General features: G+C 65.3%; 9 protein-coding genes. All 9 read left to right on the top strand.

Translation table 11 applies throughout. From position 1 onward, the window contains the following. Positions 1-2: 2 nt before the first annotated feature. Positions 3-767 carry a malonate transporter subunit MadM gene (madM, locus tag OO306_RS22510; RefSeq protein ID WP_027593478.1) on the top strand — a complete coding sequence of 255 codons (765 nt, stop codon included), beginning with the start codon at positions 3-5 and terminating at the stop codon, positions 765-767. A 271-nt stretch (positions 768-1,038) separates the two neighbouring features. Next, positions 1,039-6,906 carry a manganese-oxidizing multicopper oxidase MnxG gene (gene mnxG / locus OO306_RS22505; RefSeq protein ID WP_265969962.1) on the top strand — a complete coding sequence of 1,956 codons (5,868 nt, stop codon included), beginning with the start codon at positions 1,039-1,041 and terminating at the stop codon, positions 6,904-6,906. Positions 6,907-6,924: 18 nt separating this feature from the next. After that, positions 6,925-8,916, top strand: a complete 1,992-nt coding sequence (locus OO306_RS22500; protein WP_265969961.1) for a cytochrome D1 domain-containing protein — start codon at positions 6,925-6,927, stop codon at positions 8,914-8,916. Beyond that, positions 8,913-9,605 carry an SCO family protein gene (locus OO306_RS22495; protein WP_050580734.1) on the top strand — a complete coding sequence of 231 codons (693 nt, stop codon included), beginning with the start codon at positions 8,913-8,915 and terminating at the stop codon, positions 9,603-9,605. The genes OO306_RS22500 and OO306_RS22495 overlap by 4 nt, the downstream gene beginning before the upstream one ends. Then, positions 9,602-10,267: an SCO family protein gene (locus OO306_RS22490; protein ID WP_265969960.1), complete on the top strand. Its 666-nt coding sequence runs from the start codon at positions 9,602-9,604 to the stop codon at positions 10,265-10,267. The genes OO306_RS22495 and OO306_RS22490 overlap by 4 nt, the downstream gene beginning before the upstream one ends. A gap of 4 nt (positions 10,268-10,271) precedes the next feature. Further along, positions 10,272-11,927 carry an ABC transporter substrate-binding protein gene (locus OO306_RS22485; RefSeq protein WP_265969959.1) on the top strand — a complete coding sequence of 552 codons (1,656 nt, stop codon included), beginning with the start codon at positions 10,272-10,274 and terminating at the stop codon, positions 11,925-11,927. Positions 11,928-11,939: 12 nt separating this feature from the next. Beyond that, on the top strand, positions 11,940-12,581 hold the full coding sequence (locus tag OO306_RS22480) for a SurA N-terminal domain-containing protein (protein WP_265969958.1): 642 nt from the start codon (positions 11,940-11,942) through the stop codon (positions 12,579-12,581). Positions 12,582-12,829: 248 nt separating this feature from the next. Continuing rightward, complete coding sequence (locus OO306_RS22475) at positions 12,830-13,363, top strand: response regulator (RefSeq protein ID WP_172960411.1); 534 nt, start codon at positions 12,830-12,832, stop codon at positions 13,361-13,363. A 61-nt stretch (positions 13,364-13,424) separates the two neighbouring features. Continuing rightward, positions 13,425-14,515 (top strand): GspE/PulE family protein (locus OO306_RS22470; protein ID WP_265969957.1); only part of this gene is annotated, 1,091 nt, incomplete at its 3' end.

The raw sequence follows: 14,515 nt of genomic DNA, 5'->3' as shown, positions 1-14,515 counted from the left end.
TCATGTGGCCGATCATTGACAATGCCTTGGAACACAACGGCCTGATCACCGCGTTCGCGGTTGTCGGGGCGATCATGTGGTTGTCGGTACTGATGTCGAAATACCTGACGTTCGGCCGGGTGCACGGCTCGGCGATTGCCATCGTCATTGGGCTGGTGCTGGCCTGGGTTGGCGGTACCGTGACCGGCGGGCAAAAGGGCCTGGCGGACATGGCACTGTTCTCTGGCATCGGCCTGATGGGTGGGGCGATGCTGCGCGACTTCGCCATCGTCGCCACGGCCTTCGAAGTGCAGGCCACCGAGGCGCGCAAGGCCGGGATGATTGGCGCCGTGGCGTTGCTGCTGGGCACGGTGCTGCCGTTTATCGTCGGTGCGGCGGTGGCCTATGCCTTCGGCTATCGCGATGCCGTAAGCATGACCACCATTGGCGCGGGCGCGGTGACCTATATCGTCGGGCCGGTGACTGGGGCGGCGCTGGGTGCGAGCTCGGACGTGATGGCTTTGTCGATAGCCACCGGGTTGATCAAGGCCATCCTGGTGATGGTATTCACCCCGGTGTCGGCCCGCCTGCTGGCCCTGGACAACCCGCGTTCGGCCATGGTGTTCGGTGGTTTGGCGGGGACGGTGTCGGGGGTGACCGCAGGCTTGGCGGCCACGGACCGGCGGCTGGTGCCGTACGGCGCGCTGACTGCTACCTTCCATACCGGCTTGGGCTGCTTGATGGGCCCTTCGATCCTGTATTTCTGCGTGCGCGGCTTGATGGGCTGACCCACCCCTCACGCCCTCTGTGTAGGAGCAGCCTTGCGTTGCGAAGAGGCCCATACTAGCGGCGACTATCTACGGTGTTGTCACCGACCTCTTCGCAGCACAGGGCTGCTCCTACCCGCAGCCCCATCCCCCGAATCGGGGAAAACCGCTGGGGAATCCTCCCCAATCTGTTTCGGTTAGCGCTGTAACTCACCAAAAAATATAACAATTCTCATCTGGCATATACCTTGCTGAACCTCCACGCAGAGACCCTGTGTTCCGGAGGTGCAGCATGTCGACCCCGCTCAAAGGCCCCGTCCTGTCATCCCTTGTCCTGGCCCTACTCGGCTGGGAAGCGACCAGCGAGGCAGCTGTGCAGTGCCAGCGCACCCTGGTTGCCAATGTGGTCGCACTGGACCAGCCGCTGATGTTCAACCGCCTTGGCGCGCAAAACGCCAATGGCATGATGTTCGCCCTGCGCGAAGATGTCGTGGACGAGCACCAGGTCCCGCTTGGCAAAGGCGGAGCCGCAGTGCCTGGCAAAGTCACCTTGCGCCCGGACAAACGCCCACGGCCAATCGTCTTGCGGGTCGCTGCCGGTGACTGCCTCACCGTCAACCTGACCAACCTGCTGGCCTACCAGGCCAACCCCAACAAGCACGGTATCGACCACGAAGAAAACGAGGCCGAAGGTGAGGAAGAAGAAGGGCCGGAAACCGAATTCGAGAATGAAGGCGGTGAGCACTTCGTTGCGGATGAGCAAGTCAGCGACCGCCACGTAGGTTTCCAGGTCAACGGCATGCAAGCCGTCAACAGCATTGGCGACATCGCCGCCAACACCGGCCGCAACGGCAACTTCCTGGTGTCGCCGGGCAACACCCGCAGTTACACGCTGTATGCCGAACGCGAAGGGGCCTTCGCCGCCACCAGCCAAGGCGCGACCTTCGGCGGCCAGGGCGGCGCCGGCAACGTTGCCAACGGCTTGTTCGGCCAGGTGGTGGTGGTGCCCAAAGGCGGGCGCACCTTCCGCAACACCCTGACCGAAGAAGAAATGCGCCTGGCCACCACCGGCCGTACCCCTACAGGCCAACCTGTCATCGATTACCAGGCCCGTTACCCGCAGGCCGAGCCCTGGATCACTGAAGGCAAGGCCGGCAAGCCGATCATCGCCATGGTCGATGGCAACGAGATTCTCAACAGCGAGACCGATGCCATCGTCATGGGCCCCAACCCAGACGGCAGCTTCCCCCGTTCGACCTACCCACTGGAGAGCGTCAACAAGCGCAACCCGGCGCTGCCCAACCGGCTGGATGCGTTCCGTGATTTCGCCTCGCAGTTCGCCGACGAAGTGGCCGGCACCCAGGCCTTCCCCGGCTACTGGGCCGACCCGATCATGGGCCACGTGCTGGAGCCGACCCGCGATTCGTTCATGATCAACTACGGCTCGGGCGGCATGGGCGCTGAGGTTGTGGCCAACCGCCTGGGCGTGGGCCCGATGCATGACTGCCTGTCGTGCGCCTACGAGGAGTTCTTCCTCAGCGCCCACACCGTGGGCGATATCGGCACGCTGGTGGACGTGCCGGCCAACGTCGGCCTGGAGAACATCCGCCCCGGCGAAACCCCACCGGCCAATGCCGTGGGCGTCAAGGCCAGCATGGCCCTGTACCCGTCGGAGCCGGCCAACGTCCACCACAGCTACATTGGCGACTTCACCAAGTTCCGTAATACGCACAATGGCCATGAACAGCACATTTTCCACTTGCACGGCCACCAGTGGCTGTTCAACCCCAACGATGACAACTCCGATTATGTGGACGCCCAAGGCATCGGCCCGGGCATCGGGTACACCTACGAGATCGCCAACGGCGGCTCTGGCAACCGTAACCGCGTAGCGGGCGATGCCATCTACCACTGCCATTTCTACCCGCACTTCGCCCAAGGCATGTGGGCTATGTGGCGGGTGCACGACGTGTTCGAGGAAGGTACCCGGCTGGAGGTCAGTGGCCAGGATGCAAACGGCTTCCACAGCACGCCGTTTGCCCTGCGCAGTGGCAAGCCAGCCGTCGGCGCACGGGCATTGCCGGACGGTGAAATCATTGCCGGTACGCCGATCCCCGCCATCGTCCCGCTGCCGGGCAAAGCCATGGCGCCGATGCCGGGCAGGGTGGTCGTGGTGCCTAAGCTTGCAGAGCAGTGGGTGGCCGCAAATGAGCAGGACGATGATGAAGAGGAAGAAGAGGGCGACGATGACCATGGCCACGGGGCAGCTGGGCCCAAGGCTGTCGGCTCCTTGGCCCTGGTCGACCGTAGCGAAACCAACCGCAACGCCGACGGCACCTTGAAAAACCCAGGCTACCCGTTCTGGATCGGTGGCATGGAAAGCAGCGTCGGCCAGCGCCCACCGACCCCGCCGCTGGACATGCTCGACCCTGCGCTTGCCCAGCAACTGAAAAACAGCGGCAATGCCCTGTGGGCCAACCTGGACCCCAACCAGGTCGATGGCTGGGATGGTGGCCTGGGCCGGCACGCGCTGGACGGCATCTCGGCAGGTGGCGAAGCATTGACCACCACCACCAAGCTGGATTTCTCCAAGGTGGTGCACAAAGCCAAGCCGATCTACCTGCCGGAAGAGGGCACCGAAGTCGAACAGGCGGCCATGAAGTTTCACGCCAAGGCTGAGCACCCCAGCTATGCGCTGATGCCGGGCAGCCAGCCGGTGGCGCGCAACTTCCGCACCAATGGCGCCTTGCCGACGGCTGGGGCACCGTTCTTTGAACCGTGCATGGACGACCGCGGCAAGCGCCTTACCCAGACCTCGGGCATAGGCGAGTTCGCCAGCGGTGAAAGCCTGACCGGCATGAGCTTCCGGGGTGCGTCTGCCTTCACCGCCGACCGCCCACGCATCTACAAAGGCGCCAACATTCAGTTCGATGCGGTCTACAACAAAGTGGGCTACCACTTCCCGCAGGCGCGCATCATTGCCCTCTGGGAAGACGCCTGGCCAGTGATCACCAAACAGCGCCCACCCGAGCCGCTGGTGATGCGCATGAACACCTTCGATTGCACCATGTACCAGCACACCAACCTGATCCCGTCCATTTATGAGATGGACGACTACCAGGTGCGCACCCCAACCGACGTGATTGGCCAGCACATCCACCTGCCCAAGTGGGACCTCACCGCGGCCGACGGTTCGGCCAACGGCTGGAACTACGAGGACGGCATTCTTTCGCCCGGCAGCGTGGTCGAGCGCGTGCATGCCATTCGCGCCTACAACGGTTGCACCGAAGGCGATAGCCGAGACGGCACCGCCGCCTGCCCAAGCGCCAAGCAGCACCCGTACTTCGGGCGCTTTGGCCGGGCCGACTGGCTGGGCGCGCGTACCGCCATGCAGCGTTGGTTCGCCGACCCTGTGGTCAACGTGCACAACGTCGACCGCGGCCTGGGCACCATCTTCACCCACGACCACCTTGGCCCATCGACCCACCAGCAACTGGGCCTGTACGCCACGGTACTGGCCGAACCTGCCGGCTCCACCTGGTACCACGCCGAAACCGGCGAGCAGCTGTACAACCCGGCTGCGCGCCAGGACGGTGGGCCAACCTCGTGGCAAGCAGTGATCAAGACCGGTGACCACGATGGCGACGGCAAAAACGACAGCTACCGTGAGTTCTTCCTCGAGTACAGCGACTTCCAGCATGCCTATGAAGCCGGCGTGTACGTGGGCGCAGGGCCGGACGGTATTCCCAATGGCCAGTCGTACCCGGCCACGGCCGACAGCTTCCGCTACGCCATCAACCCACCGGTACGGCAGAAAGCCTCGTCGCTGCTCGAATCGGTGGTCGAGTCGCGCGGTGGCCTGAGCCCTGGCTGCCCAAGCCGGCCGTGCCCACAAGCCATTTCGGTGGATGACCCAGGCATGTTCGTCGTCAACTACCGTAACGAACCGCTGGCCCTGCGCGTGTTCGACCCCAACAAAGTGGCCCCGGACGGCAAGCGCGGCATGCAGGCCGACGGCCTGGGCGGTGACCTGAGCTATGCCTTGCAGAGCCGCACCGACCGTGCCATCCCAGCGATGAACATGGCGCCCTCGGCGATCACTTCGGCGGTCGGCCCAACCGGTGGCACCACGGTGTTCCCGCCGCACATCAACACCGCCGGTAGCGAGCCCGGTGACCCGTTCACGCCGCTGCTGCGCACCTACTCGGGTGACAACGTGCGCTTGCGCATGCATGCCGGTGGCCATGAAGAGGAGCACAACGTCACGCTGCACGGCGTCAAGTGGCTGCAGAATGGCTCGGGCTTCGGCAGCAGCTCCAACTCGGGGTGGAAGGCATCGCAGATGATCGGCATCTCCGAGCAGCTGGGCTTCATGGCGCCGGTGTCGATGATTTCCAGCTCTGCGGCCACCAATGGCGACTACTTGTACTCGCTGGACGCGGCACTGGAAGGCTACTGGAACGGCATCTGGGGCATCATGCGCAACTACACCACCTTGCGCCCGGACCTGTTCCCGCTGTCGAACAACCCGCAGCCGGTGGCCATGCGCAACACCGTTAACTTTGACGGCATCTGCCCAAAAACCACCACCAACGCCAATGGCATTGGTACCCGCGCCACGGTCAAGCGCAGCTACGAGATCGTTGCCGCACTGGCCAACGACATTCTTGAGAACCGCCACGGGGTCAGCATCACCGACCCGGCCGGCGTCGGCCAGCATGTCGGTGGGCCGCTCAAGCCTGGCGGTGGCACGCTGGTGTTCAACAGCCGCAAGACCAGCATCCCGCAGGTGAGCGTGGTGGATGAGGAGGACGGCACCACCTTCACCGTTGGCGGCCACAGCGCACCGCTGCACGACCCGACCGCGGTGCTGTATGTGCGCAAGGCAGACTTGGACGCGACCACCGGCAAGCTCAAACCCGGCGTGCCGGTAGAGCCCCTGGTGCTGCGCGCCAACGCCGGCGACTGCATCAGCATCACCCTGGAAAACCGCCTGCCGCTGGTGATGCCCGACCTGCCAAGCACGGCCGTGATGCAGAACGTGGTCAAGCGTGACCGTAACGGCAGCGAAGGCTCCACGGCGTTCAACAACAACCTGATGCGGCCATCCAGCCATGTTGGCCTGCACGCGCAGTTGCTGGCCTACGACATCACCAAGTCCGATGGTGCCAACGTCGGCCTCAACCCGGTGCAGACCGTGCCGCCGCGTGCCGGCACCAGCGGTGCCTACCCGAGCAAGGTGTACCAGTACTACGCCGGGCACCTGGAGCGTGAAGGCAAGCCGGTGCTGCAACTGGGCCGCACGGTGGACAACATCAACACCACGGCGATCGAATTCGGCGGCCTGAACCTGACCCCGTCCGACTTCATCAAGCAACCGCAAAAAGGCCTGGTGGGCGCCATGAGCATCCTGCCGCAAGCCGCCACCTTCACCGAGGACACCGCCAGCCGTGCCCAGGCCACGGTAAAAGTCAGCGGGCAGCCGGACTACCGCGACTTCGTCACGGTGTGGCAGCGCTCGATGAACATGCGCTGGGCAGACGGCCGCCCCGTGGAAGGTATCGCTACTGAAGGCAATGGCGTGCCGGGCGATCCGAAGGACAACGGCAACATGGCCATGAACTACAAAACCGAACCGCTGTGGTTGCGCTTCGGCATGGCGCCGGACGCACCGTTCGGCCATGCCGACGGCAATGGCTTCGCCGATGTGCCAAACGCCCACATGGCCTACAGCAACGCCCTGGTCGGAGGCGACCCGCAGACGCCCGTGCTCTGGGCCAAGCCCGGCCAGCCGGCACGCAGCCATGTGCTGATGCCCAGCGGTGGCAGCCGTGGCATCACTTACCAGCTGGACGGGCACCTGTGGCCACTGCACGCCTACCAGGCCGAGAAGAACGACGCCGATGGTTACCCGATGAACCTGCCAGGCATCGGCTCGGTGCGCTTCGGTTTCAACCCGATGTCGATCTACATTGGTGCCCAGGAAAGCGTACTGCCAGCGGCGCACTTCAGCTTCATGCTGCCCAGCGCGGGTGGTGCCAATGCGGTGCCGGGGGACTACCTGTTCCGCGACTATGCCGCCTACGGCAACCTCTCGGGGCTGTGGGGGATTTTGCGGGTCAGCAACGAAGCGCCGCCCGCAACGGCTGCGCCACAATAACGACACGGGAGTGCGAGCATGAACAAGAAGACTCGCCCTGCTTACTTGGGGGTACTGCTGGGAGTGGCACTGATCGGCCTGGGCGTAGCGTATGAGCAGCTCTGGTGCGACCCACGCGAACTGCTGCAGGAGCCTGCCGACCCGCAGGCCCTGCACCGGCTCAGCCGGGACGGGGTGACCGTGGAGTTCGAGGCGCGGCCGCTGGCCGGGGGCGAGCTGCGCGAAGGCGCCTTCGCCAACGTGCGCTTCAAGGTCAGCGACCAGGCCAGCGGCCAGCCGCTGTCGGGCATGGCGCCGGGGGCCTGGATCGACCCGGCCCAGTCGGCACCGGTCGGTGACCGCGACCAAAGCTGCAAGGCCCGCGTGGCGCTGTTTCTCAAAAGCAGTATTGGTGCCCGGCCATTGCTCGACCTCAACAGCTACTTCCTGTTGATGCTGAACAAGGACGCCAGCCTGACGGTGATCGACCCGACGGTTTCGGTGGGGGGCGTCACCAGCACCATGGCCCGTATCGAACTGCCAGGCAGGCCCATGGATTGGGCGGCCACCGGCGACGACAAGCAGGTGTTCGTGTCGATCCCGGAGCGCGGCAAGGTGTCGGTGATCGATACCGAGACCTTCACCCGCGTGGCCGACCTGGATGCCGGCGACCAACCGACGCGGGTGGCGCTGCAACCGGACCAGCATCGGCTGTGGGTGGGCAACAACAGCAGCGACCCGGCCAAGGGCGGGGTAACGGTGATCGACGTGCCCGGGCGCAGCACCCTCAAGTCCTTCGCCACCGGCTCCGGGCACCACGAGATCGCCTTCAGCAGCGACTCGCGCTACGCCTTTGTCAGCAACCGCGACAGCGGCACCCTGAGCATCATCGACATCCCTGAAATGCGCCTGGCCAAGACCCTGGTGGTGGGGCCGCACCCGCTGTCGGTGAGCTACTCGGCGCTGTCCCAGGCGGTCTATGTGGTCGATGGCCAGGAAGGCACGGTGCGGGTCATCGACGCCCGCAGCCATCAACCGCGCCACACCGTCACGGCGGAACAGGGCCTGGGCCCGATGCGTTTTAGCAGCGACGGGCGCTACGGCATCGTGCTCAACACCCTGGAGAACCAAGCCTTGGTGATCGATGCCAGTACCGACACGCTCATCCACCGCATCCCGGTGTCGGCCGAACCCTACCAACTGACCTTCACCAAGGGCTATGCCTACGTCCGCGGCCTGGCCTCGCCCAAGGTCAGCATGATCAACCTGAGCAGCCTTGGGGAAGGGCGTTCGCCGATCGTCCAGGGCTTCGACGCCGGCCCTGCAGCGCCGCGCCAAGCCGGTGATCTGCCGCTGGCACAAGGGTTATCGGTGTCGCGTGACGACAACTCGGTGTTCGTGGTCAACCCGGTAGACAACACCACCTACTTCTACGCCGAGGGCATGAACGCGCCGATGTCGGGCTACAACAACCGCGGCCACCAGGCCCGCGCGGCCATCGTCGTCGACCGCAGCCTGCGCGAGGTGGCCCCAGGGGTGTACGGCTCGACGGTGAAGCTGCCGGCGGCCGGCAAGTTCGACGTGGCCTTCCTGCTCAACCAGCCGCAAATCATCCACTGCTTCAGCACCGATGTGGGCGAGGCGCCGAATGCCCGCAAGCACAAAGGCGCGCATGCCGAGTTCCTTGGCCTAGAGCAGCCTTTGCCGCAGCACAGCGCCTTCACCGCACGGGTGCGCATCGTCGGCGACGACGGTGAACCGCGCCTGGGCCTGAATGACCTGAGCCTGCGCTACTTCCTGGCGCCGTCGTCGATGCCGCGCAACCTGCGCCTCGAAGAAGTGGGCGAGGGCGTCTACCAAGCGGCCTTGACCCTGCCCGAAGCCGGCGCCTGGTACCTGCATGTGCAGTCACCGTCGCTGGGCCGCAAGTTTGCCGAAGAGAATTACACCAGCCTGCGCGTCCTGCCGGCCTCGGCCTCCACGGCGTCCCAAGGGGACGCTTCCCAGATGCAAACCAGGAGTGTGCGATGAACGCCAAGCATGCTTTTACACGGCTGGGCCTGAGCCTGGCGCTGCCCCTGTTGTTGTCCAGCAACCTGGCCCTGGCCCATGCCGGGCATGACCACAGCGGCCATGCCGAGCAACCGCCCGCCGCGCGACAGGAGAAAGCCAGTGTGCGCTTTGCCGATGTCTCGCTGCTGGACCAGGACGGGATGCCTGTGCGCCTGGAGAAGGACCTGGTCGGCGATCACCTGGTGGTGATGGGCTTCATCTACACCAGTTGCACCACGGTGTGCCCGGTGGTGTCGTCGATCATGGGCAAGGTTCAGCAGCAGTTGGGCGGCCGTGTGGGCGAGGAAATCCACCTGGTGTCGATCAGCGTCGACCCCCAGCGCGACGATTCCAAGCGCTTGCAGAGCTACGCCAAGGCCTTCCAGAAAGGGCCGGGTTGGAGCTGGCTGACCGGTACGTCGTACGCCATCACCGAAACCCTCAAAGGCCTGGGCAGCTTCAGTGCCGACCTCAGCCAGCACCCGCCGCTGATTCTGGTGGGCGATGGCCGCAGCGGCCACTGGACCCGCTACTACGGCTTCACCGACCCGGCGGTACTGGTCGCGGAAATCAACCGCCTCAGCGCACGCCGGGTGCATGCCAAGAGCACGGCCATCGCCGAACACCATGCCGACCACACCGGCGACCATAACGAGGTGCAACCATGAGCCATCTGATCTCACGCCGCGCCGGTATGCGCGGTCTCGACTGGCTGGTACTGGGCGGTTGCCTGTGGATTCTTGCCTCGGTCGCATTGGCCCACGAAGGCCATGCCCAGCAGGCGCCCGAGCCACAGGCAGCGCCCCAGGCGATGACCAGCGGCGGCGGCACCCGCGATGCCCAGACCTGGTTCACCGACACCGTGCTCAAGGACCAGAATGGCCGCGACCTGCGCTTCTACAGCGATGTGCTCAAGGACAAGGTGGTGATGCTTAACGTCATCTTCACTCACTGCACCGACGCCTGCCCGTTGATCACCCGCAAGCTGCGGGAGGTACGCGAGGCCATGGGGCCGGCGCTGGCCGGGCAGGTGACGTTCGTCTCGATCAGCAGCGACCCGCTCAACGACACCCCGGCGGCGCTCAAGGCCTTTGCCGAGAAGCAGGGCGTGGTCGGCCCCAACTGGCTGTTCCTGACTGGCGACAAGGCCAGTGTCGACCTGGTACTGGGCCGCATCGGCCAGTTCCTGCCCAGCCCCGAACAGCATTCCACGCAGCTGATTGCCGGTGACGTGGCAGGCAAGCGCTGGAGCAAGATCCGCCCCGATGCGCCCCCAATGGCGATCGCGCAGCGCATGCAGCTGCTGGCCCAACCGCTGGCGGGGCGGTGACATCATGAACCTTGCGCTGGCCAATGCCGTTGTAGGAGCGGCCTTGCGTCGCGAAAGGGCTGCGCAGCGGCCCCAGATTTCGGTGTCGATGCAGAGACTGCTGGGGCTGCTGCGCAGCCCTTTCGCGACGCAAGGCCGCTCCTACAAAAGCCTGGTATGCGTGCTAGGGCTCACTCTGTGCGGCTCCACCTTCGCCCTCGACCTCACCGAGCACGAACAAGCGGGCAAACGCCTGTACCGCGAAGGCCAGTCGAGCAGCGACGCACAATTACTGGCACGCGTCGGCTCCAGCGACATGAGCGTCCCTGCCAGCGTCTTACCCTGTGCAAGCTGCCACGGCGCCGACGGCCGCGGCCGCGCCGAAGGCGGTGTTCGCCCGCCGAGCCTCGACTGGCAACGCCTGGCACTGGGCCAGGGCGAGCGGCAGACCAATGGCCGCAGTTACCCGCGTTACACCGACGCCAGCCTGGCCAGGGCGATCCAGCAGGGGGTGGACCCTGCCGGCAATCGCCTGGACGCCGCCATGCCGCGTTTCGATTTGACCCTGGCCGACCAGCGCAACCTCACCGCCTACCTCAAACGCCTGGCCGATGAGCGCGACCCGGGCGTGGAGGAGGGCGTGCTGCGCCTGGGCACCTTGCTGCCGGGCTCCGGGCCGCTGGCCGAAGCAGGGCACGTGGTGCGCGCAGTACTCGAAGACGGCCTGGCGCAACTCAACCAGCAAGGCGGTGTGCACGGGCGGCGCCTGGAACTGGTGGTGCTCGACCCAGGCAGCGACGCCGACAGCGCCGAGCAGGCCCTTCGCCAACTGCTGGACAAGGAGCAGGTGTTCAGCCTGATTACCCCCCTGGCACCCATGCTCGACCAGCGCCTGACCGCGGTGTTGGCGCAGCAGAACGTGCCGCTGATCGGCAGCACCCCGCGCAGTGGCGGCAGTGCGCAGATCTTCGACCCGCTGCCGGGCTTGCCTGCGCAACTGCTGAGCCTGGCCGGCCACGCCCGTGACGCCTTGGGCCTCGCCCCAGATGGCTTGCGTGTGGTGTATGCCGGTGACGAGCAAGCGCCGCTGGCCGAGCTGGTGCGTGAACAGCTTGTGCAGCAAGGCTGGGCCCCCGGCGCCCTGCAGCCCTTCGATGGCCAGGCGGTGGACGGCCAGGGCATCGTCTTCGTTGGCCGCGCCCAGGCCTTTGCCGAGTTGGCTGCCGCGTTGCAGGCGGCAGGCCGCCAGCCATACCTGTTTGCAGCGTCCAGCCAGGTGGTCGGGGCCGTGGCGAACTTGCCTGCGCAGTGGTCGCAGCGCGTCTACCTTGCCTACCCATTCGTGCCCGAAGACTGGACCGAGCAGGGCCTGGCGACCCTCGCCGGCCTGCAACAACGCCAGGGCCTGGACCCGCGTCAGGCGTCCTTGCAGGTCAACACCCTGTGCGCCTTGCGCTTGCTGACAGAGGCCCTTAAACAGATCGGCCGAGATGCCAGCCGCGAGCAACTGATCACGGCCCTGGAGGGCCTGCACGACGTCACTACCGGCCTCACGCCAGCCCTGGGCTTCGGCCCCGGTCGCCGGCAGGGCATGGCCGGTGCCCACGTGGTGGCGGTGGCCTTGCCCGGGCCGCGCTTCACCTCGGTCACCCCGTACCGGCCAGTGCCGGACACCCCTTGAGCGGAGGTTGCCATGCGTACCCTGTTGCTGTGCCTGTTGCTGCTGGTCGCCAAGGCGAGTTGGGCCGATGTGCCGGCCGCGCGGGTAAACGGTGTGGAGATTGATGTGATGCGCCTTGAGCGCTACTTCACGGAGTACCTCGAAGCCCAGGGCCGCGCGGTGGCCAGCATCCGCAACCCGACCCTGTACAAGCGCCTGCGCGACCAGGCCTTGGACGAGCTGATCGACAAGGAGCTGCTGTGGCAGGAGGCCCAACGCCAGGGCATCGGCATCAGTGATGAACAGGTGTCTGCCCAGGTTGGTGACGTGGAGGCGGCGTTTGGCAGCCCGACAGTGTTTGAACGGCGTCTGGCGCAGGCAGGCTTCGATAGGGCAGAGTACGCTGATTACACCCGCCGCGAGCTGGCTGCCCAGCGGGTGTATGCCCAGCTCAGCGCGGTCGACGCGCCCAGCCAGGCCGAGGTGGAGGCCTTCTACATGGCCAATCGACAAAGACTGCAAGGAGCGCAGAACCAAAGTGATAACCCTTCTGTCATACGTGAACAGGGCCTGGTCTTGGCCAGGGCCTCGCTCATCGGGCAATTGCAGGCGCAAGCGCGGCAAGCTGTGCGCCAACGTTTGCGCGAATCCGCTAAAGTGGAAATCGCCGACTGAAGGCCCCGATGGCGTTTCCCCAAAGCTGGGGAATAACGACTTGGCAAAGTGCCATCAGGTCCCCCGGATGTGGGGAACCGGGCGAGCTCGCTTGCTCGCTGCGCCTGGGGTGTTATCGGGCACCCTTGCCAGATCAACGACTTACAGTGGTGCAGCATGACTATTCACGCCTGGCACGAAGCCTGCTCAAGCCTTACCAAGGCCGCACTTCGCAGACCGGGAAACCGGGCAGTATTTGGGAGTCGACCTTGGTGAACAGAGTATTGGTAGTCGATGACGAACAGACTCTTGCGCAGAACCTGCAGGCGTATTTGCAGGCGCAAGGCCTGGAAGTTCATGTTGCCCACGACGGTGCCAGTGGTATCGAGCAGGCTGAACGCCTGGCACCGCAAGTGATCGTGCTGGATTACCGCTTGCCCGATATGGAGGGTTTTCAGGTACTGGAGACCGTGCGCAAGAACAGGCAGTGCCACTTCGTGCTGATCACCGCCCACCCGACCGCCGAGGTCCGTGAGCGAGCCGCCGAACTTGGCGTGACCCATGTCCTGTTCAAACCGTTCCCGTTAGCGGAACTGGCGCGCGCGATCCTCGACCTGATGGGCATCGAGCGCCGGCGCAGGGCCACGGACAACCCGGCAGAAGGGTTCGTCGAACGACGCCAGACCAGGAACGAATCGTTCCCCCTGCAGTTGTACGATGGTAGCTGGGTACTGGCTGACCGCCGCCGTAATGGCGCCAAGCCCCCAGGTCCGGATGACGAACAACTGCTCACAGGGGAATAGCGGCGCCCGCTGCCCTGGCTGAGCCAGCCTGCGACGCGCCCCCTGAGCGGAGTCGCAGGCCATGCCCGAAGTACTCGAGATTGTCGGTTTTACACGCGAGCTGCTGGCCCAGGCCCGTCTGCAAGCCAGTGACGAACGCCTGCTCAATTGCCTGGAGCGCCTGGCCAACGACACCCCGGACACCTTCACCCGCCGCCTCGGCATCACCCTGCATTACCCCGTGCTGCACAGCCAGGCGCTGCTGGCCAGCACCCCCCGCTTCGACAAGGTCAGCCTGGCCCAGTGCCTGAAACGCGAGTTCGTGCTGATCGAGCAGGGCGGCGAACTGCTGGGTGTGTTCGCCGACCCCTTCGACCCTGCGCGCCTGGCCTGGATCGACGATGTGCTGCAAGGCGCGCCGCTGTACCTGGCGCACGCCGCCGAGCTGGCGACGTTTCTGGCCCGCCATGAAGAAAGCTTCCACGCGGTCGATGCGCTTGACCACGACAGTGAAGCCAGCAGCGAAAGCGACCCGCTGCAACGCCTGTCGCTGACCAGCATCAGCGAAGACCAGAGTCGCGTGGTCAAGCTGGTCAACTCGACCCTCTACGACGCCCTCAAACTGCACGCCAGCGACATTCACCTGGGCATGACCGGCCAGGGCCTGACCATCAAGTACCGTATCGACGGTGTGCTCAACGGCGCCGGCAAGGCCAGCGGCAGCGCCTTCGCCGACCAGGTGATCTCGCGCATCAAGGTCATGGCCGAGCTCGACATCGGCGAGAAGCGCGTGCCCCAGGACGGCCGTTTCAAGGTCGCCGTGGGTGAGCGGCAGATCGACTTCCGGGTCTCGATCATGCCCAGCATCTTTGGCGAAGACGCCGTGCTGCGGGTGCTCGACAAACAGGACCTGTCCGACAAGGTGAGCGGCGTGCAGTTGCAGGCCCTGGGCTTTGCCGACGAAACCCTGCGTGCCTTGCGCCGGCTGGCCGCCGAACCCTATGGCATGATCCTGGTCACCGGCCCCACCGGCAGCGGCAAGACCACCACCCTGTACGCCATGATCAGCGAGATCAACCACGGCGTTGACAAGATCATCACTATCGAAGACCCGGTCGAATATCAACTGCCCGGCGTGTTGCAGATCCCAGTCAACGAGAAGAAGGGCCTGAC

It is taken from the genome of Pseudomonas sp. DCB_AW (assembly GCF_026240895.1).
GTDB lineage: Bacteria > Pseudomonadota > Gammaproteobacteria > Pseudomonadales > Pseudomonadaceae > Aquipseudomonas > Aquipseudomonas kermanshahensis.
This window is presented reverse-complemented; position numbering and strand designations above follow the sequence as displayed.

Bases quoted from the DNA above. Each gene is read 5' to 3' on its own strand.
- OO306_RS22495 (WP_050580734.1), top strand. From the start codon at position 8,913: ATGAACGCCAAGCATGCTTTTACACGGCTGGGCCTGAGCCTGGCGCTG.
- mnxG (WP_265969962.1), top strand. From the start codon at position 1,039: ATGTCGACCCCGCTCAAAGGCCCCGTCCTGTCATCCCTTGTCCTGGCC.
- OO306_RS22480 (WP_265969958.1), top strand. From the start codon at position 11,940: ATGCGTACCCTGTTGCTGTGCCTGTTGCTGCTGGTCGCCAAGGCGAGT.
- OO306_RS22485 (WP_265969959.1), top strand. From the start codon at position 10,272: ATGAACCTTGCGCTGGCCAATGCCGTTGTAGGAGCGGCCTTGCGTCGC.
- OO306_RS22500 (WP_265969961.1), top strand. From the start codon at position 6,925: ATGAACAAGAAGACTCGCCCTGCTTACTTGGGGGTACTGCTGGGAGTG.
- OO306_RS22490 (WP_265969960.1), top strand. From the start codon at position 9,602: ATGAGCCATCTGATCTCACGCCGCGCCGGTATGCGCGGTCTCGACTGG.
- madM (WP_027593478.1), top strand. From the start codon at position 3: ATGTGGCCGATCATTGACAATGCCTTGGAACACAACGGCCTGATCACC.